Below are 20,403 nucleotides of genomic sequence, written 5' to 3'. Positions count from 1 at the left end.
CCAAATGACTATTTTTGTCGAAAATAGTTCTTTAGTCATGTTGAGGCTTTTGAAATGTTACTGATATTATTTACCAAAGTGTGGGAGGTGAACTGGTACATACCATTACGATATAAGCAAGAAAAAGGGGAGGTCAAAGAATGAACATTTTGAAAAGAACAAGTCAATTATTTCTTATATTGGTACTGATTGCCGGAAACTTATTAACAGTCTCACCAGCTGTTACGAAAGCCGCGGGGACGGTGGTTGTAAATAACACAGATTCCTACATGATTGGAAGGGGCCCATTGACTCTTTATCAGCTTGATGGGAATAACCCAACCAATGTTAAGGCAAGTGTGCAGGTGAGAGGGATTAATACGGATGTAGTCAACGGCGTTGCTGTTAATGATCAAGAGAACGCTGTGTATGCAACAACAACAGCAAGCGGAGAACCTGTTCTTTATAAAATAAATGCAACGACTGGACAAGCACAGAGAGTAGGTGTTTTAGGAGGAAGTGCATCAAATGCTGTTATTCACAACGGTAAATATATACATTCCTATGCTTCGAATGGTGAATATTTCCTTGGGTCGTACGATTTAGCAACTGGTCAAAAAACGGCTAAGAAAATTGAAGGCTACGACATTGGGTCTGGCGTCGGTGGAGACCTTGTTGTTGATAAAGATGGCTATCTATGGTTCGCATCAAATGGAAGTGGCGCCATTGCACAAATGAATCCTGATACGGCTGAAGTTATTCGAGTCATTCCAATTAAAAATGCGGATGGTAAAACAATTGACGGAGGCGTCCGAGGAATTAGCTTTTTGCCAAATGGACAAATGCTATTGCAATCAGGTTTAGATCAATCTATCGGTCATTCTACTCTATTTACTCTTGATGCCAAAACGTTAAGTACCACTTATTTAGGTACGGCTGGAGATTCATTATCAGTTGACCTAGCTTCACGAGTAAAGCCAGAATTCGACCCATATCCGCCAGAGTTGGAATCAGAAAAATCAGTTGTCTTACAGCAAAAAGCAGAGGGCAATACAGATGAGAAGCATCCAGAAGTAGGCGACACATTACTTTATACAATTAAAGCAAAAAATACTGTGCAATATGGTATTGTCAAAAATCTGATCATATCAGATAAACTGCCAAGCAGCTTAACCTATGTTTCCGGGTCTCTTAAGGTGGATGGAACAAGCGTAACAGATGCAAAGGATCAAGACAAAGGTGATTATACAAACGGCACTGTTACAGGACAAATAGGTGATGTGAAAGATACCGGTTGGCATACCGTAACGTTTGAAGCGACGGTAGGAAAAGGTCAGGCAGGTAAAGACATTCAAAATACCGCGAATGTAAAAGGAGAAAATACTCCGCCTAATGAACCAACAATAAACATAGAAATTTACCCGCGTGATCCAAAACTTGAATCAGAAAAATCAGCAGTCTTGCAGAAAAAAGCAGAAGGTAACACAGATGAGAAGCATCCAGAAGTGGGCGACACATTACTGTATACCATTCAAGCCCGTAACGCTGTTGAAGATAGCGTCATTGAAGACCTTGTGATTTCTGACAAGTTACCTCAAGGGTTATCATATGTACCAAATTCACTTCAGGTAGATGGAAACCCAGTCACAGATACAAAAGATGATGACAACGGTGATATGACAGACGGAACGGTCACTGGAACGTTTGGTGAAGTGAAAGATGCGAAATGGCATTCCGTGACGTTTGAAGTGACGGTAGAAAAAGGCCAGGCAGGCAAGGATATTCAAAATACAGCCAACGTCACTAGTGGTAATACACCACCGAACGAACCGACAACAAATATAGTGATCTATCCTCGTGACCCAAAGCTAGCTTCAGAAAAATCAGCGGTTCTGCAGAAAAAGGCAGAAGGGAATACAGATGAGAAGCACCCAGAGGTCGGCGACACCCTTCTTTATACAATTAAAACCAAGAATACGATAGAAGACAGTCTTATTGAAAACTTAGTGATCTCAGATGAACTGCCAGAAGGATTGGCGTATGTACCGAATTCCCTTGAGGTAGACGGGCAAGCGGTCACCGATGAGCAAGATCAAGACAATGGGGACGTCACAAATAGAACTGTCTCAGGACAATTCGGTGACATTAAGGATACAGACTGGCATACAGTGACCTTTGAAGTCACAGTTGAAAAAGGACAATCTGGTAAAGACATTCAAAACACAGCCAGTGTCACAGGTGACAACACACCACCTGACGATCCGACAATAAAAACAGAAATCTATCCTCGTAACCCTAAGCTCGATTCAGAAAAAACAGCTGTTTTACAGAAAAAAGCAGAAGGGAACACAGATGAAGAGCATCCAGAGGTCGGAGACACGCTCCTTTATACGATTAAAACCAAGAATACGATAGAAGACAGTCTAATCAAAGATTTAGTCATTTCAGATCAATTACCAAAAGGGCTGAAGTATGTCACTGGGTCCCTTCAAATTGATGGAGACTCCGTCACAGATGAGAAAGACGAAGATAATGGAGACTACACAGATGGAAAGGTCACAGGTTCTTTTGGTGATATCAAGGATACGGACTGGCATACAGTGACCTTTGAAGTCACAGTTGAAAAGGGACAGGCTGGTCAGGACATTCAAAACACAGCCAGCGTCACAGGTGAAAACACACCAACAGATGAGCCATCAATTGAAACAAAAATTTATCCTCGTGACCCAAAACTAGTATCAGAAAAAACAGCGGGCATTCAGAAAAAGGCAGAGGGCAACACAGATAAAAAGACACCACAGGTCGGGGACACCCTTCTTTATACGATTAAAACTAAGAATTTTGAAGAAGACAGCATCGTCAACAATCTTGTGATTTCTGATGAACTGCCAGAAGGTCTTCAATATGTTGAAGGATCGCTGAAGGTAGATGGACAAGCGGTCACAGATGCAAAAGATGAAGACAATGGAGATTACACAAAAGGTACAGTGACCGGTCGATTTGGTCAAATCAAAGACACGGACTGGCATACGGTGACCTTTGAAGCGAAGATCGTTAAAGGACAAGCGGGTAAAACCATTCAAAATACAGCGAAAGTAACAGGCGATAATACACCGCCAGATGAACCAACAATCGAAACGAAAATTGACCCAAGAGATCCTAAGCTTACATCGGAAAAAACATCCGAGAATCATCAAAAAGCAGAAGGCAATACAGATGAGAAACAAGTACAGGTCGGCGACACCCTTCTTTATACGATTAAAACAAAAAATAGTGTAGAAGACAGTGTGATCAAAGATTTAGTGATTTCCGATGAACTGCCAGAAGGCCTTGCATATGTCGAAGGGTCATTAAAAGTAGATGGACAAGCCGCGACAGATGCAAAAGATGAAGACAATGGAGATTACACAAAAGGTACAGTGACCGGTCAATTTGGTGATATCAAAGATACGGACTGGCATACCGTAACGTTTGAGGCGAAGATTACGAAAGACCAAGCGGGTAAAACCATTCAAAATACAGCAAGCGTCACAGGCGGCAATACGCCACCAGACGAACCGACGACCGAAACAAAAATTGATCCAAGAGATCCAAAACTTGAATCAGAAAAGACATCACAGATTCATCAAAAAGCAAAAGGTAATACAGATGAAAAACAAGTAGAAGCAGGCGACACCTTGCTTTACACAATCAAAACAAAGAATCTTGTAGAAGATAGTGTCATTAAAGATCTAGTGATCTCTGATAAACTTCCAGAAGAACTTGAGTATGTTGCAGGTTCACTAAAAGTAGATGGACAAGCGGTCACAGATGCAAAAGATGAAGACAACGGGGAATTCACAAAAGGTACGGTGAATGGTCAATTTGGCGACATCAAAGATACCAAATGGCATACAGTCACATTTGAGGCAAAGGTTGCGAAAGGATCGGAAGGGAAAACCATTCAAAACATCGCAGTCGTTAGTGGTGAGAATGTAGATGATCCAGACAACCCTGAAAACTCAACAACTGTAGAACCACCGCATGTGCCAGAGGTGCCGGCAAATCCAGAGCAGCCTTCTGAGCCACAACAGGATACGCCTGGACATCACCTCCCGAATACTGCAACTGCGATGTACAACCTTTTATTGGCAGGATTTACACTTGTGTTGATCGGTGCATCCCTTATAGTATGGAAGAGAAGAAAAAGAAACGGATAAACGTCGATGTGTCAAAAATTCATCTCAGCGCTATTGATTACAGCAGGTCTTTGTCTAGTGATTGTAGGGTATTTGAATATCGTTGATGGAAAAAAAGAAGTAGATCAGTCATTTCAGTCTGCAAAAGCAGCCATTCAGCAAAAGGTGCAAAAGGATTCCCCTTTTGCACCGCAGGCTGGTGAAACGATTGGGCTCTTGCATATCCCAAAACTAGAAGCTGAGTTGCCGATTGTAGAGGGAACAGAAGCAGATGATTTAGCAAAAGGCGTTGGTCACTTTCGTGAGAGTTATTTTCCAAACGAGCACGGGCAAATCGTTTTATCAGGGCATCGCGACACGGTGTTCAGACGAACAGGAGAACTTGTTGAGGGAGATCAACTGATTATTGAGCTTTCATATGGACGTTTTGTCTATGAAATCGAGAAAACAAAGATTGTGAAGAAAGATGATAAAAAAATTATTACACTACAACAGGAAAAGGAAGAACTGGTCCTCACCACATGTTATCCTTTTTCTTTCATTGGTCCTGCACCAAACAGATATATCATATATGGGAAGAGAATTTAGTCACTGGAACAGCCTGCAGCTCATCCTTCCATTAACCGATTTGATCGCTTAATCCCTTGATAAAGAGGGAATCATCTATTCATATCTAGAGATGCAGGAGGGGGTCAATTTGTTAAATGAAGACTATGTAAGACATATAGATAAATTCGGAAGAGTTGTCCTTCCGACAAATATGAGAAAAAGGCTAAAGATCCGCCCGCAAGATTATATAGAAATCTATCAAGAAGAAGACCAAATTGTCATGCAGCCGTATTGGCAGGACAAACCCTGTATCGTAACTGGTCAAGTGACATGCGCTAACAAGGTGCTATCAGGTGGAGTGGTCATCAGTCCAGAAGGAGCGAGGCTGCTCCTGCAAGATTTACTGGCGCTTCGTTTGCAAAAAGAGATATAAAAAAAGGCTGTTCTCATCACGTGAGAACAGCCTTTTTTCATCATACTGGATTTAAAATCCGGTTTAAGAATTGCTTCGTTCGTTCTTCCTTTGGTCGTTTGAAGATTTCCTCCGGAGGACCTTGTTCGACGATGACGCCGCCATCAATGAAAATTACTTCGTCTGCTACTTCCTGAGCAAACTTGATTTCATGTGTCACAACCGCCATGGTCCAGCCTTCCTTCGCGAGATCCTTCATGACCTTTAATACTTCTCCGACAAGCTCAGGGTCAAGCGCAGAGGTCGGTTCATCAAAAAGCATAAGCTCTGGCTGAATGGCAAGTGCGCGGGCAATCCCGACACGCTGCTTTTGACCGCCTGACAGCTGGAATGGATACAGATCTTTTTTGTCCTCAAGGCCCACCTTTTGCAAGAGCTGGATGGCTTCTTTTCGAACGGTTTCCTTTGGACGTCGCTGCACCTGGATAGGACCTTCCATCACATTCTCAAGCACTGTACGGTGAGGAAACAGGTGATAATCCTGAAACACCATTCCGGATTTCCGGCGTAGCTTCAGCAGATCAGCTGATTTATTCTTTTTCGAAAAATCAATCGAGAAATCATCGAAGGTAAAGGAGCCGCCATTTGGTATTTCAAGTGCATTTAAACAGCGAAGCATCGTTGTTTTTCCTGAACCCGATGGACCAAGAATGGCCACAACCTGCCCTTTGTTGATCGTAAAATCAATCGACTTTAAAATCTCATTTTCACCAAAGGATTTCTTTAAGCCTTTGACTGTTAGCATGTCGTTCCCTCCTTACCTTGCGACATATCGATCAAGTCGTTTTTCAATTTGATGCTGAACGAGTGATAGGATGAAGCAGAATACCCAATAAATCAGGGCTGCTTCCATATAAATGAACAATACTTGATCCAAGTTCGCCGCAGCAATTTCCTGAGACTTACGGAACATCTCTGCTACGAGAATTTGAGAGGCAAGAGATGTATCTTTCACCAAGCTAATGAATGAATTTGATAACGGCGGAATCGATACACGCACAGCCTGCGGTAAAATCACGCGGACGAGTGTTTTGCGGTGCGTCATCCCAATTGAATAGCCAGCCTCCCATTGTCCTTTTGGAACAGAAAGGACGGATGCGCGGATAATTTCTGATGCATACGCACCTACGTTTAATGAAAAAGCAATAATGGCACTTGGATATGGATCCAGTGTGATATTAAATGTCGGAAAGAAATAGAAAATAATAAACAATTGCACAAAAAGCGGCGTTCCACGAACGGCCGACACATAGATGGAAAAAATCCATCTGAGAGCTTTGATTTTAGACATTCTAGCAAGAGCTGTCACAAGCGCAATAAATATACCTATGATAAAGGCAATGATGGCGAGGGGAATTGTATAATAAATCCCCTGCATCACCATTGGCCAAAAAGATTGTTGAAGAAGATCCCAAGGAATGACGACTCCTAGGATATTATTTTGTAACATCTTCACCAAACCATTTCTTAGAAATCTTTGCGAGTGTACCGTCTTTCTTCATTTCTTTTAATGCGCCATTCACTTTGTCAACGACTTCGCCGCTGCCTTTTCTGAATGCAAAATATGTTTCTTGAGGATCTCCTGTTTCAAATGCAACTTTTAGGTTTTTGTTCCCGCTTGTTTTCAAGTAATTCAATACGGCCAACTTGTCATTGAACGTTAGATCAGCACGTCCTTGCTGAATCAATTGAATCGATTGTGCAAGACCTTCAACGCCTTCAATCTTAGCACCAGCATCTGTTGCTAGTTTATTGTAGTTACTTGTTAAGGACTGTGCTGCTTTTTTTCCTTTGACATCGGATAGCTTCTTGATGTCGTTGTTATCTGATTTTGTCACAACAACCGCTTGAGACGTTGTGTATTTATCAGAGAAATCGTATTGCTTTTCACGTCCAGTTTTACCAACTTGGTTCGCTACCACATCAAAACGTTTTGAATTCAGTCCAGCAAACATGCTGTCCCATTGTGTTTCTTTGAACTCAGGTTTTAAGTCAAGACGTTTGGCTACTTCTGTGATGACTTCTACATCGTAGCCAGTTAATTTATCTGTCTTTTTGTCATGGAAGGTGAAAGGAGCATAAGTACCCTCTGTTCCGATCGTTAATACACCTTTGTCCTGAATGGATTTCCAAAGGTCACCCGATTCCTTAGACCCAGATTGTTTATTAGCGTTGTCGTTTGCAGCAGATCCACATGCAGTGATCAATGCAACACAAGCGCCTAAAATAATGGCAAAGAACATTTTTTTCATTTTATTCCCCACTTTTCTTGTTGGTATTTACAACATATGATCTTACAGAGAAGCAACCTAAAAGTAAAGCATTTGAAACTAGCTTGAGCGAATCTCACCAACTTTATGCCCTCAAATGGTCGAACGGACAAACGTAGAACTATACCCAAATCAAAAAATGAATAAAACCAAACGCATGATCAAGAATGTTAGATAACCTATTTAATGGTAAAATATGCTGTGATGAGCTCTCTAAGAAAATGAAGTGGTCCTACAGTGAACAAAAGGGAAGTGTGATCATTTGCATACATCTAAACAAAAACCTGTCTTGATCTTAATACACGAAATATACGGAATAAATGATCATATGAAGAGTATGATCCATCATTTCGACAAAGCGGGTTTTGAGGTTTATTGTCCTCATTTATTAGGACAGGCGAAACAATTCTCTTATGTCGAAGAGAAAGAGGCATACGGCTATTTTATGAATAAAGTTGGTTTTGATGTGCCGATAATGAACGTACTGAATGTGGCAAAAGAGTTAAAATCGAAAAATGCTGAGATAAACATCTTTCTGATAGGTTTTAGTGTGGGGGCAACCATTGCTTGGCGATGCAGTCAATATGAGCAGTTGTTTACTGGAGTCATTGGATTTTATGGTTCAAGGATCAGAGATGACATTGATCTTGTGCCTGCCTGCAAAACGCTGTTATTTTTCCCGGAAGTCGAAGCATCCTTTAACCCCCAGGAGCTTGCGAGTGTTTTGGAGAAAAAGGAAAAACTTCGCGTAACAATAGTAGAGGGAGAGCATGGATTCGCCAATCCATATTCCACGGCTTTTCACGCTGAATCGAAAAATCGCTGTTTTCAGGAAATAGATGATTTTATCAAAGGGTGTTTGTTAAAAGAATGAGGTGAAACCAGTGTGTGAAGATGATGTGCCATGCTGGTTTTTTAGTGCAAATATTTTGGGTCCGATTATATGGTGAAATCTACTGCATAGTTGTGCGAACATTACTAAAATAAAGACTTTGAGACAGTGACCATAGAAGGAAGCATATTTATTATAAAAGATGTATAATTAGTAGGTTATTTTGAAAATGGAATGAATCACATGGAGACATGTTTTGATAACTGAGCATCTTAGAAGAAGGAGGGCATCATTGTGGATGTTGGACAAAATCAGCCTGAACAATTAAAAAGGGCGATGACCTCCCGTCATTTATTTATGATTTCACTTGGCGGTGTCATTGGAACGGGCTTTTTCTTAGGGACGGGCTATACGATTGGACAAGCAGGACCAGTCGGAGCCGTTCTTTCATATATTGTGGGCGGATTGATTATGTATTTAACCATGCTGTGTCTTGGGGAGCTGTCTGTTGCACTTCCTGTGTCGGGGTCGTTTCATACGTATGCGACCAAATTTGTCAGCCCGGCAGCTGGTTTTGCAGTTGGCTGGATATACTGGCTCGGCTGGGCGGCAACGGTCGCCCTAGAATTCTTATCAGCAGGGCAGCTGATGAGACGCTGGCTTCCGCAAGTGGATGTGTGGATTTGGTGTCTCATATTCGGAATCTGTCTTTTCCTATTAAATGCCCGCTCGGCGAAAGCGTTCGGGGAGTCGGAGTTTTTCTTTTCAACTATTAAAATAATTGCGATCTTACTCTTTATTGGCGTAGGCGGAGCAGCGATGTTTGGTTTTATTCAAACAACGAGCGGTGAGCCCGCACCGTACTTCAGTCATTTTGTGAGTGATGGGCTGTTTCCCAATGGATTGCTCGCTGTTGTGGTCACAATGATTACGGTGAACTTTTCGTTTCAAGGGACAGAGCTGATCGGGATTGCGGCAGGAGAAAGTGAAAACCCTGAGAAAACCGTTCCCCGCTCGATTCATCAGACCGTATGGCGTACACTCGTCTTTTTCGTCTTATCGATTTTCGTCTTAGCGGGTATGGTGCCTTGGAAGGAAGCGAGTGTGCTAGAAAGTCCATTTGTTACTGTGTTTGAGAGAACGGGCATTCCTTTTGCAGCAGACATTATGAACTTTGTTATTATCATTGCTTTATTATCTGTTGCCAACTCTGGCTTGTATGCATCAACGAGAATGCTGTATTCCTTATCGAAGGAAGGAATGGCAGGAAAAGCATTTAGACGCGTCAATCAGCGCGGTATTCCGATGAATGCCTTACTGCTCACGTTCCTGTTTACAGGGATTTCGCTGTTATCCGGGTTTTTTGCAGAGAAAACGGTATTTGCATGGATCGTGTCCATTGCCGGAATGAGCGCTCAGACAGGCTGGATCACGATTACATTATCACAGCTTCTTTTCCGTAGAAAATACTTGAAAGCAGGCGGAAAGTTGGAAAACTTAAAATTTAAAACCCCTCTTTATCCGGTGCTGCCAATCATTGCGATCACACTGAATACCATCGTGTTGGTCAGCCTTGCCTTTGATCAAGAGCAGCGCATCGGGTTATATGTCGGCGTACCGCTCATGATCATTGGATATGTTGTCTACCATCGCTATGTGAAAAAGCATCAGGCACAAAGTGAGCCGCTGAATCTGCAAATCCATGGAGATGACGAGATCCGGTTTTAAAATCAAAAAACACGAAATGTAAGAATATAAGATATTTTAAAACACCTCTGATATCAATCTGAAGGTGTTTTTTTCTTGAAGTGATTCTGGAACTGCTCATATCAATAGAAGTACTATTTAACTGAGCTGTAGTTCTCAACTAACAACCAAAGTTAGTTCATATCCTGCTGTTTAAAATCTTGTTGTTCTAAATTTTGGAGCTTATTCTGATATCCTACGTTATTATTACCCCAAAGGTTCTCGTAATTCCATCCTGTTAGCGCTTTCAAAACATGTCTTGTTTCATCATCAGCCTGTTCCATTGAACCATTATTCTTTAACCTATTAATTTCATTAATCATAATGGAATGAGTTTTCTTAGATAATTTAAATCTAAATGAAATAATTAAACTAATACCGACTAGCCCTACAGTTCCGAAAAACAGGATACCTACAATCCCATTAATTGCTGTAGTAGACTGTGTCGTCGCATTTGCAACGAATCCACTTTCCTGTAAAATAACTCCTACCAAGAATGTGGCTAAAGCTGTAGTACTCTTGCGTGTAAAAGTCATAATACCTGCAAATATTCCTTCTCTTCTTTTACGAGTGACCATTTCATCTACATCAGGAATGAAAGTGTAAATATTCCATGGTATATAATATAATCCACTCTTTCCGATGCCTAAGATCACAGAGAAAGCATACAGCGCTATAATCATATAAGTTGGTTGTGTGAAGTATAAAAATATATAACCGCTTATACATGTAATAATAGCAATATAAGATATTTTCAAAGATGGCGCAGGACCTATTTTAATTACGAGCCAACCAAACAATATTGTACATACCATTTGAAGTAATGAACCAATAGATAATAAATCGGCTGCGAGCACTGCATCTTTATTTAAAGAAAACACAACAAAGTAGACAAAGACAGCGTTTAAAATATCCATGGCAGTAAACGAACAAATATACATCGTGAGGTGCTGACGGAAACTTCTAATTCTAAAAGTAGATGTTAAGTCAATGATGACTTTTTTTATGGATTCTATAGCAGGTACTTTTTCTACACCATCAGGTTCTATCATGTCTTCTTCTATTTTACGTTCCCATGTTGTTCTATGTGTAATTAATAATGCAGCCATAAAAATAAAGGTGAAGATAATCCCATTGTAAAGAAAAACTTGAGGTGAATCTTTTCCGAATATTTCGAATAATCTGCCTGGAATAAAGGTAGCTAAAAATGTTCCTAGTCCTGAATAGATTAATCTTATTGTTGAGAGCTTGGTCCGTGCATTAAAATCATTAGTCATTTCAGCTCCAAGTGTTTCAAATGGAATTAATACCATTGCTGCAAGGAATTCTAACAAAATATAAACCGTTAAATAGTACCAGTAATTCATATCAGAAATCCAAAGAAGAGAATAAATAACCATCAAAGGGCTTCCAACTAGTAAAAAGAATCTGCGTCTTCCAAATTTTTTCCCAAGTTTTGTACGACCAAAATTGTCAGTGATATGGCCCATAATTGGGCTTGCTATAGCATCAATAATACGAGCAATTGCAATAATAGATCCTGCTTCAACAGGGGTAAGACCACAGTATGTAATGAAAAAATATAACATCCATGCGCCTATTATAGCGAATGCTCCCCCTCCAAATAAATCCATTGTTCCATAACCAATATAATTTTTGAGTGTTAGTTTCCTGTTCTCAGTCTGCATTCTTATTTCTCCTTTCCAAGCCTACTTATAAATTTAAAAAAACATATAAAATAAAGATGTATGACAAGGAAAAAAATAAAAATATTAAACACCTGAATACGCCATAAAACCTCCATCAACAGGAATTGTCACGCCGGTAACAAATGCTGACATATGATCATCAACAAGCCATAATAGGGTACCAAGAAGATCTTCTGGCGTACCAAATCTTCTCATTGGTGTGTTTGAAATAATCTTATGAGACCTCTCTGTATAATCTCCTTCTTCAGTTAGGAGAAGGTTTTTATTTTGTGAGGTTAAAAAGAAGCCCGGTGCAATAGCATTTACTCTAATTCCTGCCTCAGCCATATGAACAGCTAACCATTTGGTGAAATTTTCAATTGCTGCTTTTGCCGCGCTATAAGCAGGGACTTTGGTCATAGGAGAAGGGGCACTCATAGATGACATGTTGATGACAACTGCTCCCTTTTGATGAACCATATTTTTAGTGAAAATTTGTGTAGGAATGAAAGTCCCCATAAAATTTAAATCAAATACATTTTGCACACTATCTGTACTTAAATGAAAAAAAGTACTTACCTTAGGATTAGTAAGGTCTTCTGTTTGAAATATTTCGTTGGTTGTATTTGCACTTGAGTGATTACCACCAGCTCCATTTATCAATATTGTACACATGCCTAATTCCTCTGTTACAATCTTCTCGGCTTGTTCAACACTCTCTTTATTCATAACATCACATTTAATAGCAATCGCTTTCCCGCCCATAAGGTTAATTTCTTCGGCTACCTTTTCACCCTTTTCGACTGTTCTATTTAAAATAGCCACAGACACGCCATGTCTAGCAAGTTCCTTTGCCATGGCGCTGCAAAGTACTCCACTTCCTCCTGTTATGACAGCTACTTTACCATCTAAATTTTTATTTACCATGCAGCTTCCTCCTTTGCTTCTTTTCGTACAGAATGTTTATTTTTTAAAGCATCCCAAGCTCCCCACAAATACATAATTCCAAGTGCTCTATCATAAAGACCATATCCAGGCCTACATTGCTCATCCCAAATGTGTCTTCCATGATCGGGCCTACAATAATCTTTGAATCCGCTTTCATAATAAGTGTGTATAATGGCTGAAACGTCTACCGAACCATCTTTTGATCGATGCGATGTTTCAACAAAGTCCCCATTATCATATACACGTACATTTCTTATATGAGTAAATGGTATTCTATCAATAAATTCGTGAATCATAGAAACTAAATCATTTTCTAAGTTTGCTCCTAAAGATCCTGTACAGAGCGTTAAACAATGATATGGGCTGCTATTTAGTTGTAAAACTTTTCTGATGTTTTTTTGGTTAGTTACTATTCGCGGTAGACCAAAGACAGGCCAAGGTGGATCGTCAGGATGAATAGCCATCTTAATATCATGAAGTTCTGCAATTGGAATAATCTGATCTAAAAAATATTTTAAGTTGGCCCATAAATCATCTTCTGTTATATTTCTGTAGGCTTCAAAAAGTTGTTGAAGGTGGTTTAACCTCTCTGGTTCCCAACCTGGCATGGTTAAACTGGAGTTCTCACTAATTTTATTTACTAAATCTTTCGGATCAATATCTTTAATTCGACTATGTTCATAAAATAGAGCTGTAGAGCCATCTGAAAGTGTTTTATTTAAGTCTGTACGGATCCAATCAAATACAGGCATAAAGTTATAACATATGACTTTAACACCCACCTTTGCTAGCTTCTGAATTGTTTTCTTATAATTTTCTATGTATCGATCTCTAGTTGGAAGTCCGAGCTTAATGTCTTCATGAACATTCACGCTTTCAACCACTTCAATATGAAGGTTATGTTTATCAGCTAATTTTTTCATTTCTAATATTCTTTCTATTGGCCACTCTTCTCCTGCGGGCACATCATGCAGTGCCCAAACAATTCCTTCCACTCCTGGAATCTGCTTTATTTGTTCCAGTGTTATCGTGTCGTTTCCTTCTCCAAACCATCTAAATGTCATCCTCATCAACCATCACCCCTAAATATAAGTAACAACCTATTTTTATTTAAAATAATTTGGATATTCTTTCTTCAATAGTTCTTTATCAACAAGTGCAATTTTCAAATGCTCTTCCATGATTTTTTCAGCTTTATTAGCATCTTGATCTTGTATAGCTTTGAAGATATTTACATGTTGAGAAAAAATATCATCCCAATTATAATCTGTTACTAGCCTTAACATGCGACTCCTATTAAAGTGTACATTCATCTGTTGAATAACTAACCATGTTTTTTCTTTTTTACACCGTTTGAAAATAGTTCTATGAAACTCCTCATCTAATTCAAACATTTTTTTATAGTCTTTTTTCTTAACGCAAATTTTTTGCATACTTAAATTCATATCTAAATCATTAATCAACTCTTCAGAAAGTTCCTGACAGGCTAGTCTAATCACTGCCTTCTCGAGATGTTCTCGCATAAACCGTGCTTCCTCCACAAGGTTCAAATCAATTAAAGAAACAAATGTACCTCGTTGAGGATAGATACTTAACAATCCTTCTTGAGATAATTTTAAAAAGCTTTCTCTTACAGGAGTTCGACTCACATTAAATAGAACTGATATTTCTTTTTCAGAAATATTTGTCCCAGGTGGAAGCTTCAGGCTTAATATTTGATCTTTTAGCATATTGTAAACTTGTTCTCTCGTAGAGAGGTTTTGGTTTTTAAAATCAATATTCATTATTCTAATCTCCTTTCTCTAACATACTACCATACAAGTGCATTAGAATGGTAGATGCTAATTTCATTTTTCTGAATATTTGTACTGCGAGCATTTATAACTCTTGATGATTCCAACCATGTAAGTCATTATCAATCATAAAAGTGTGGGATATTAAAAAGAAAATTCAAAAAACTATACAAAATTAAAAAAGGTTGAGTTATAATGTTTTTGAGCTACCATACTAGTATAACTAGAATATTATTAAAACAAACGGTGCTCTGATCTATAAGTTAGGTGAATCATTAAGTTTTTTGAAAGCGCTATCTCGTTATTAGAAGTGAAAATTTATCTTCTTGCAGAAGGGAAAGATTGATATGTCCAACATCGCAATTATAGGAACTGGATCTATTGCAACTGCCCATATCGAGGCTTATCTTGCAATGCCTGAAATGAGTAAAATTGTAGCTTTAGCTGATATTTATCCTGAAAAAGCAATGTCTGCAGCAACAAAATATAACCTAGAAGCACGAGTTGTCGCTAACTACCAAGAGTTATTGAATGATCCTACTATTGATGCCGTTTCTATTTGTACACCTCCTTATATGCACGCAACCATTGCCATCGATTTTCTTAAAGCAGGCAAACATGTCTTAGTAGAAAAACCAATGGCTTCTTCTCTAAAAGAATGTGACGAAATGATAAAAGCATCTATTGAAAGCGAGAAGCTTTTATCCGTTGTTGCTCAAAACAGGTTTATGACGCCCATTATGAGATTAAAACATGTACTTGATCAAAACCTAATTGGAAAAATCGCTCATACTCAAGTGGATTCTTTTTGGTGGCGTGGTCATAGTTATTATGATTTATGGTGGCGCGGTACATGGGAAAAAGAAGGTGGAGGTTGTACACTTAATCATGCTGTCCATCATATTGATATGTTGCAATGGATGTTAGGATTGCCGACTGACATTTTTGCAGCAACTAGTAATACCTTGCATGATAATGCAGAGGTTGAAGACCTTTCTATTGCTGTACTTCGCTATGGAAATGGTAGCTTAGCACAAGTAACCAGTTCTGTTGTTCATCATGGAGAAGAACAACAACTGATTTTTCAAGGTGAAAAAGCTAGAGTATCTGTCCCATGGAAAGTAAATGCTCAAATGGCTAAAGAAAATGGGTTTCCTCAAGAGAAAAATGATGAGGATTTAGAAAATCGTATTCAGGAAGCTTTTAATCAATATCCGGAATTACTATTTGAAGGGCATAAAGGACAAATAAATAATTTTTTAATGGCTATCAAGGGTAACCAGAAGCTTCTAATTGATGGAACAGAAGGAAGAAAAACACTAGAACTTATTACAGCCATCTATAAATCTGCAAACCTAGGTGTTCATGTGAAGCTTCCTCTTTTAGCAGACGATCCTTTTTATACACGTGAAGGAATGCTCGCGAACGTTAAGCATTTTTATGAAAAACAAAGCAGTGTAGAAAATTTTTCAGACGATACGATAACCGTTGGAGGAAATTACGAGAAAAAATGAGTCTAACGCTTTTAAGTTATCAGTATTAAAAATAAACTAGCTAGCTTGAGGAGGAACAATCATGCAGAAAAGTGATGGAATGAATTATGCTCCTAAGGGAAAAAGTGCCCCTGTTGTTACAGAAGGACAATTCGTAATGGCAGCTATAGGTCTTGATCATGGACACATCTATGCAATGTGCAATGGATTAACTGAGGCTGGGGCTACATTAAAATGGGTTTATGATCATGATCAGAAAAAAGTACAAGCATTTTGTAAAGCATATCCGGAGGTACAGGTAGCCAAAAGTGAGAAAGAAATTCTTGAAGATCCAGATGTAAGGCTCGTGGCAGGCGCAGCCATTACATCTAAACGCTGTGATTTAGGGCTGCGTGTTTTAGATCATGGTAAGCATTACTTTACGGATAAATCCCCTTTTACAACGTTAGAACAATTGGAGCTTGCTCGTAAAAAAACAGCTGAAACGGGGCTTAAATGGGCTGTTTATTATAGTGAACGTTTGCACGTAGAGAGTGCCGTATTTGCTGGTCAATTGATTGAACAAGGAGCAATTGGAAAAGTGGTACAAGTTCTTGGAACTGGCCCGCATCGTAGTAATGTAAAAAGCAGACCAAGCTGGTTTTTTGAAAAGGAGTATTATGGAGGTATTCTATGTGATATTGGTAGTCACCAAATTGAACAATTCCTTTTCTATTCTGGCGCAAAAGATGCAAAAGTTGTACATAGTAAAGTGGGCAATTATAAACATCATCAATATCCAGAATTAGAAGACTTTGGTGATGCTACTTTGATTGCTGATAATGGGGCTACAAACTACTTTAGAGTAGACTGGCTGACTCCTGATGGCCTTAGTACTTGGGGGGATGGGCGCACATTCATTCTTGGAACAGATGGGTATATTGAAATTCGCAAATACGTAGACATAGCAAGGGATAAAACAGGAGACCATCTATACTTAGTAAATCAACAGACAGAGCAACATTTTTCTCTAAATGGAGAAGTAGGATTCCCTTACTTTGGTGAACTTATTTTAGATTGTTTAAACGATACTGAAAATGCTATGACTCAAGAACATACTTTTAAAGCCGCAGAACTATGCTTAATTGCACAACGAGACGCAATCTACGTAAATACGGAGTTTGAATTAAGTAAGATCTAAAAAAGTGAGGTGTTATTTTTGTTAATAACACCTTATTTCATTTAATTGAGATTTTCTAAACATAAGTTTGAAGGATAAAGAAACTATAAAATGCATAGAGGTGACGATATTGTCTGCATTCCTAAGCGAAGATATGATGCTTAATCACGAAAGTTCAAAAGTTCTTTATCATGATTACGCGAAAAATATGCCAATCTATGATTTTCATACGCATTTAATAGCTGATGAAATTGCTACTAACAAAAAATATGAAAATATGACTGATATTTGGCTGAATGGAGATCACTATAAATGGAGGGCTATGCGATGGTTAGGCGTAGAAGAAAGATTGATCACGGGGAATGCAAGTGACAAGGAAAAATTCTTAGCTTGGGCCCGAACGGTTCCATATACAATAGGAAACCCTCTCTATCATTGGTCACATTTAGAATTAAGTCGTTATTTCAATATAAATGAGTTGTTCTCAGAAAAAAATGCACATAAAGTTTGGGATATCTGTAATGAGAGATTAAATGAAAGTAACATGTCCACAAATGGCATTTTAGAAAAATTTAATGTAAAAGTTGTATGTACGACTGATGATCCAATCGATCCTTTAGAAATTCATCAAATCATACGTAAGGATGTAGGAATTACAACTAAGGTCCTACCTACATTTAGACCGGATCAAGCTTTAAATATTGAACAATCAAATTTTGTAAATTATATAGAAAAATTAGGTGATTCAATCAACGGCGTTGTTTTAACATATGAAAACTTTATCGCTTCATTACATTCACGAATTGATTATTTTCATGCGAATGGATGCAGAATTTCTGATCATGGTTTTGAAATATTTCCATTTTCACCAGCTACTGATCAAGAAGTGTCTTCTATATTTGTACGTGCGCTGCAAGGAAAAACACTATCCTTAGAGGATATAAATAAATTTAAAACAAACACTCTTATTCACTTGAGTAAGAAATATCATTCTCTTCATTGGACCATGCAATTACACATAGGTGCTTTAAGGAATAATAACACACGAATGTTCAAGTTAACGGGAAAAGATAGTGGGTACGACTCTATGTCTGACTTCCACCTAGCAAGACATTTAAATGGTTTTTTAAATGAATTAGACAAAGATAACCTTTTACCTAAAACCATTATCTATAATTTAAATCCCGTTCATAATGCGATTGTAGCCTCTACTATAGGGAATTTTCAGTCTTCTGATGCCAAAGCAAAAATTCAATTTGGATCCGGGTGGTGGTTTAATGATCAAAAAGACGGCATGCTAGATCAAATGAAAACATTATCTAATATAGGTTTGCTTAGTACTTTCGTAGGTATGCTTACAGACTCAAGAAGCTTTTTATCGTTCCCTCGCCATGAATATTTCAGAAGAATTTTATGTAATTTATTTGGGACTTGGATAGAAAATGGTGAGCTTCCAAGGGATTACGAATTTATAGGAAAAATGGTCAAAGATATTTGTTATCACAATGCCGTGAATTATTTTAACATTGAAATAAATGAGACAGTACCAATAAAAACGAATTAAAAATATATGAAGAATGATGATAAATAAAGTAAAAAACTGGACATGAGGTACTCATGTCCAGTTTTTGATTAATGAACGCCTTTCATCGCTTTCTTAATCACTGGTGTTAGTAATAGCATGACACCACATAAAACGATGGCAAGCAATCCGATGATACCGAAATAGACGGTTTCTGGCACTTTATCAAACAGCTTAACCACTTGCGCATTAATCGCCTGTGCCATCGCATTTGAAAGGAACCAAAGGCTCATCGTTTGAGCTGAGAAGGCAGCAGGTGCGAGCTTTGTTGTCGCTGATAAACCAACTGGTGATAAGCAGAGCTCTCCGATCACGACGAGGAAGAAGCTCACAACGAGCCATAATGGGCTCACAAGTGTATTTGGACCTGACATGTATGCAGGAATGATCATGATAATGAAGGATAATCCTGCAAACAGAAGGCCAAGTGAGAACTTAATTGGGGTAGATGGCTGTTTCTTCCCAAGTCTGACCCATAACCAAGCAAACACTGGAGACAGCAGCACAATAAAGATAGGGTTCAATGATTGGAACCACGAAGAGGCTAGTGTCATCCCAAGGAAATTCAAGTTTGTTCGTTGATCCGCATATGTGGCTAAAATGTTTGAGCCTTGTTCTTGAATCGCCCAGAACATCACCGCAGCAAGGAACAATGGAATATAAGCGAGAACTCTGGATTGCTCCACTTCGCTCGTCTTTTTACTGAAGTACATGATAATGAAGTAAACAATCGGAATGAGCACACCAAGAACACTGACAAACCAAGTAAAAAGATTAATTGTGAGTGCGCCTGTTTGAATGCCAATGACCGCAAAAACAGCGAGCACAATCACAACCAATGTCCCGTAAATTTTGAAGTTCTTACGTTCGGCAGCTGATAATGGATTTGTGACATAAGTCCCTGCTAGACCAAGGTTTGGCTTTTTTGTTATCACAAATGTAATGAGTCCAACAAGCATCCCAACGGCAGCGAGTGAGAATCCGAGGTGGAAATTCACTTTTTGACCGAGTGTTCCGACAATTAATGGGGCGATAAAGCCACCCATGTTGATCCCCATGTAGAAAATGCTAAAGCCGGAATCCCTGCGTGGGTCCGTTTTTGAATACAGGTCGCCAACAATATTTGAAACGTTAGGCTTCAGAAGACCTGTCCCAATAATGATCAGTCCCATACTAATAAAGAGCGCTGTTGCTCCGCTTGGTAAAGCCAAAATCACGTGGCCAAGCATAATGAATACTCCGCCATAAAAGACCGTACTAGACGAACCGAATACCCGGTCGGCGAGCCACCCACCAATAATTCCTGACATATAGACAAGCGCACCGTAGACAGACATGATCGAATTGGCTGTCGTCTGGTCAAAACCTAGACCGCCTTTTGTCACCTCTGTGTACATATAATAAATAAGCAGTGCACGCATGCCGTAATAAGAGAAACGCTCCCAAAATTCAGTGAAAAACAGCGTGTAAAGTCCTTTAGGATGCCCAAAAAACCCTTTTTGAGGAACACTTTTAACAATTTTATCATGGTCAATTGTAGACATGGCATAGATCCTTTCTTAAAAAAAGAGATATGAGAAAAATGATATTCTTGTATAGTTCTTGTGTCAATATAAAACTATTCTAAAACAGGAAGATGTTAGTTAAATAGGCGTAAAGTCTTAAAAAATGAAAAATTCATTTAAGTTGAAATTCCCAGAAAGTTATTCTGGAA

Annotated in this window: 16 protein-coding genes; 8 read left to right on the top strand and 8 right to left on the bottom strand. The window is 38.9% G+C overall.

Going from position 1 to position 20,403, the window contains the following annotated elements; all coding sequences use genetic code 11:
* The first annotated feature begins 140 nt into the window (after positions 1 to 140).
* The 3 genes from AKG37_RS16395 (at position 141) to AKG37_RS16385 (ending at position 5,139) form a co-directional block, all read left to right on the top strand.
* Positions 141 to 4,178, top strand: coding sequence for an isopeptide-forming domain-containing fimbrial protein (locus AKG37_RS16395; protein ID WP_060699786.1), 4,038 nt, complete (start codon positions 141 to 143; stop codon positions 4,176 to 4,178).
* A 6-nt stretch (positions 4,179 to 4,184) separates the two neighbouring features.
* Positions 4,185 to 4,745: a class D sortase gene (locus tag AKG37_RS16390; protein ID WP_060699785.1), complete on the top strand. Its 561-nt coding sequence runs from the start codon at positions 4,185 to 4,187 to the stop codon at positions 4,743 to 4,745.
* A 109-nt stretch (positions 4,746 to 4,854) separates the two neighbouring features.
* Positions 4,855 to 5,139 (top strand): AbrB/MazE/SpoVT family DNA-binding domain-containing protein, encoded by a 285-nt coding sequence (locus tag AKG37_RS16385; protein ID WP_060699784.1) that lies wholly within the window; start codon positions 4,855 to 4,857, stop codon positions 5,137 to 5,139.
* A 40-nt stretch (positions 5,140 to 5,179) separates the two neighbouring features.
* Here the strand turns inward: AKG37_RS16385 and AKG37_RS16380 are convergent, their stop codons facing one another.
* From AKG37_RS16380 to tcyA, 3 genes are read right to left on the bottom strand one after another with little or no spacing between them, the layout of a single operon-like run.
* Positions 5,180 to 5,923 carry an amino acid ABC transporter ATP-binding protein gene (locus AKG37_RS16380; protein ID WP_060699783.1) on the bottom strand — a complete coding sequence of 248 codons (744 nt, stop codon included), beginning with the start codon at positions 5,921 to 5,923 and terminating at the stop codon, positions 5,180 to 5,182.
* A 12-nt stretch (positions 5,924 to 5,935) separates the two neighbouring features.
* Positions 5,936 to 6,628, bottom strand: a complete 693-nt coding sequence (locus tag AKG37_RS16375; RefSeq protein WP_060699782.1) for an amino acid ABC transporter permease — start codon at positions 6,626 to 6,628, stop codon at positions 5,936 to 5,938.
* Complete coding sequence (gene tcyA / locus AKG37_RS16370; protein ID WP_060699781.1) at positions 6,615 to 7,430, bottom strand: cystine ABC transporter substrate-binding lipoprotein TcyA; 816 nt, start codon at positions 7,428 to 7,430, stop codon at positions 6,615 to 6,617. Before tcyA ends, AKG37_RS16375 begins: the two co-directional genes overlap by 14 nt.
* A 280-nt stretch (positions 7,431 to 7,710) precedes the next feature.
* On the opposite strand from tcyA, the gene AKG37_RS16365 reads away from it, so the two are divergent.
* The gene (locus tag AKG37_RS16365) at positions 7,711 to 8,322 is read left to right on the top strand and encodes a dienelactone hydrolase family protein (RefSeq protein ID WP_060699780.1); all 612 of its coding nucleotides are present in this window, start codon (positions 7,711 to 7,713) and stop codon (positions 8,320 to 8,322) included.
* Between the two features lie 252 nt (positions 8,323 to 8,574).
* Complete coding sequence (locus tag AKG37_RS16360; RefSeq protein ID WP_060699779.1) at positions 8,575 to 10,008, top strand: amino acid permease; 1,434 nt, start codon at positions 8,575 to 8,577, stop codon at positions 10,006 to 10,008.
* Between the two features lie 152 nt (positions 10,009 to 10,160).
* Here the strand turns inward: AKG37_RS16360 and AKG37_RS16355 are convergent, their stop codons facing one another.
* From AKG37_RS16355 to AKG37_RS16340, 4 genes are all read right to left on the bottom strand, one after another.
* Positions 10,161 to 11,714 carry an MFS transporter gene (locus AKG37_RS16355; RefSeq protein WP_060699778.1) on the bottom strand — a complete coding sequence of 518 codons (1,554 nt, stop codon included), beginning with the start codon at positions 11,712 to 11,714 and terminating at the stop codon, positions 10,161 to 10,163.
* Between the two features lie 84 nt (positions 11,715 to 11,798).
* Positions 11,799 to 12,641: an SDR family oxidoreductase gene (locus AKG37_RS16350; protein ID WP_060699777.1), complete on the bottom strand. Its 843-nt coding sequence runs from the start codon at positions 12,639 to 12,641 to the stop codon at positions 11,799 to 11,801.
* Entirely contained in the window at positions 12,635 to 13,732 is a 1,098-nt protein-coding gene (gene uxuA, locus AKG37_RS16345) for a mannonate dehydratase (protein ID WP_060699776.1), read from the bottom strand. The genes AKG37_RS16350 and uxuA overlap by 7 nt, the downstream gene beginning before the upstream one ends.
* Positions 13,733 to 13,768: 36 nt before the next feature.
* Positions 13,769 to 14,446 carry a GntR family transcriptional regulator gene (locus AKG37_RS16340; RefSeq protein ID WP_060699775.1) on the bottom strand — a complete coding sequence of 226 codons (678 nt, stop codon included), beginning with the start codon at positions 14,444 to 14,446 and terminating at the stop codon, positions 13,769 to 13,771.
* A gap of 356 nt (positions 14,447 to 14,802) precedes the next feature.
* Between AKG37_RS16340 and AKG37_RS16335 the strand changes: the two genes are divergently transcribed.
* From AKG37_RS16335 to uxaC, 3 genes are all read left to right on the top strand, one after another.
* Positions 14,803 to 15,969 (top strand): Gfo/Idh/MocA family protein, encoded by a 1,167-nt coding sequence (locus tag AKG37_RS16335; RefSeq protein WP_060699774.1) that lies wholly within the window; start codon positions 14,803 to 14,805, stop codon positions 15,967 to 15,969.
* A gap of 61 nt (positions 15,970 to 16,030) precedes the next feature.
* On the top strand, positions 16,031 to 17,128 hold the full coding sequence (locus AKG37_RS16330; RefSeq protein ID WP_060699773.1) for a Gfo/Idh/MocA family protein: 1,098 nt from the start codon (positions 16,031 to 16,033) through the stop codon (positions 17,126 to 17,128).
* Positions 17,129 to 17,237: 109 nt separating this feature from the next.
* Positions 17,238 to 18,671: a glucuronate isomerase gene (gene uxaC, locus AKG37_RS16325; RefSeq protein WP_060699772.1), complete on the top strand. Its 1,434-nt coding sequence runs from the start codon at positions 17,238 to 17,240 to the stop codon at positions 18,669 to 18,671.
* A gap of 68 nt (positions 18,672 to 18,739) precedes the next feature.
* Here the strand turns inward: uxaC and AKG37_RS16320 are convergent, their stop codons facing one another.
* The gene (locus AKG37_RS16320) at positions 18,740 to 20,233 is read right to left on the bottom strand and encodes a peptide MFS transporter (RefSeq protein ID WP_060699771.1); all 1,494 of its coding nucleotides are present in this window, start codon (positions 20,231 to 20,233) and stop codon (positions 18,740 to 18,742) included.
* Between the last annotated feature and the right edge of the window lie 170 nt (positions 20,234 to 20,403).

It is taken from the genome of Bacillus australimaris (assembly GCF_001307105.1).
In the GTDB taxonomy this organism is placed as follows: domain Bacteria; phylum Bacillota; class Bacilli; order Bacillales; family Bacillaceae; genus Bacillus; species Bacillus australimaris.
The sequence above is the reverse complement of the archived record's forward strand: the minus strand, read 5'-3'. Positions and strand labels throughout refer to the sequence as shown.

Bases quoted from the DNA above. Each gene is read 5' to 3' on its own strand.
- AKG37_RS16375 (WP_060699782.1), bottom strand. From the start codon at position 6,628: ATGTTACAAAATAATATCCTAGGAGTCGTCATTCCTTGGGATCTTCTT.
- AKG37_RS16355 (WP_060699778.1), bottom strand. From the start codon at position 11,714: ATGCAGACTGAGAACAGGAAACTAACACTCAAAAATTATATTGGTTAT.
- uxuA (WP_060699776.1), bottom strand. From the start codon at position 13,732: ATGAGGATGACATTTAGATGGTTTGGAGAAGGAAACGACACGATAACA.
- AKG37_RS16350 (WP_060699777.1), bottom strand. From the start codon at position 12,641: ATGGTAAATAAAAATTTAGATGGTAAAGTAGCTGTCATAACAGGAGGA.
- AKG37_RS16330 (WP_060699773.1), top strand. From the start codon at position 16,031: ATGCAGAAAAGTGATGGAATGAATTATGCTCCTAAGGGAAAAAGTGCC.
- AKG37_RS16390 (WP_060699785.1), top strand. From the start codon at position 4,185: ATGTGTCAAAAATTCATCTCAGCGCTATTGATTACAGCAGGTCTTTGT.
- AKG37_RS16380 (WP_060699783.1), bottom strand. From the start codon at position 5,923: ATGCTAACAGTCAAAGGCTTAAAGAAATCCTTTGGTGAAAATGAGATT.
- AKG37_RS16340 (WP_060699775.1), bottom strand. From the start codon at position 14,446: ATGAATATTGATTTTAAAAACCAAAACCTCTCTACGAGAGAACAAGTT.
- AKG37_RS16395 (WP_060699786.1), top strand. From the start codon at position 141: ATGAACATTTTGAAAAGAACAAGTCAATTATTTCTTATATTGGTACTG.
- AKG37_RS16335 (WP_060699774.1), top strand. From the start codon at position 14,803: ATGTCCAACATCGCAATTATAGGAACTGGATCTATTGCAACTGCCCAT.
- tcyA (WP_060699781.1), bottom strand. From the start codon at position 7,430: ATGAAAAAAATGTTCTTTGCCATTATTTTAGGCGCTTGTGTTGCATTG.
- AKG37_RS16320 (WP_060699771.1), bottom strand. From the start codon at position 20,233: ATGTCTACAATTGACCATGATAAAATTGTTAAAAGTGTTCCTCAAAAA.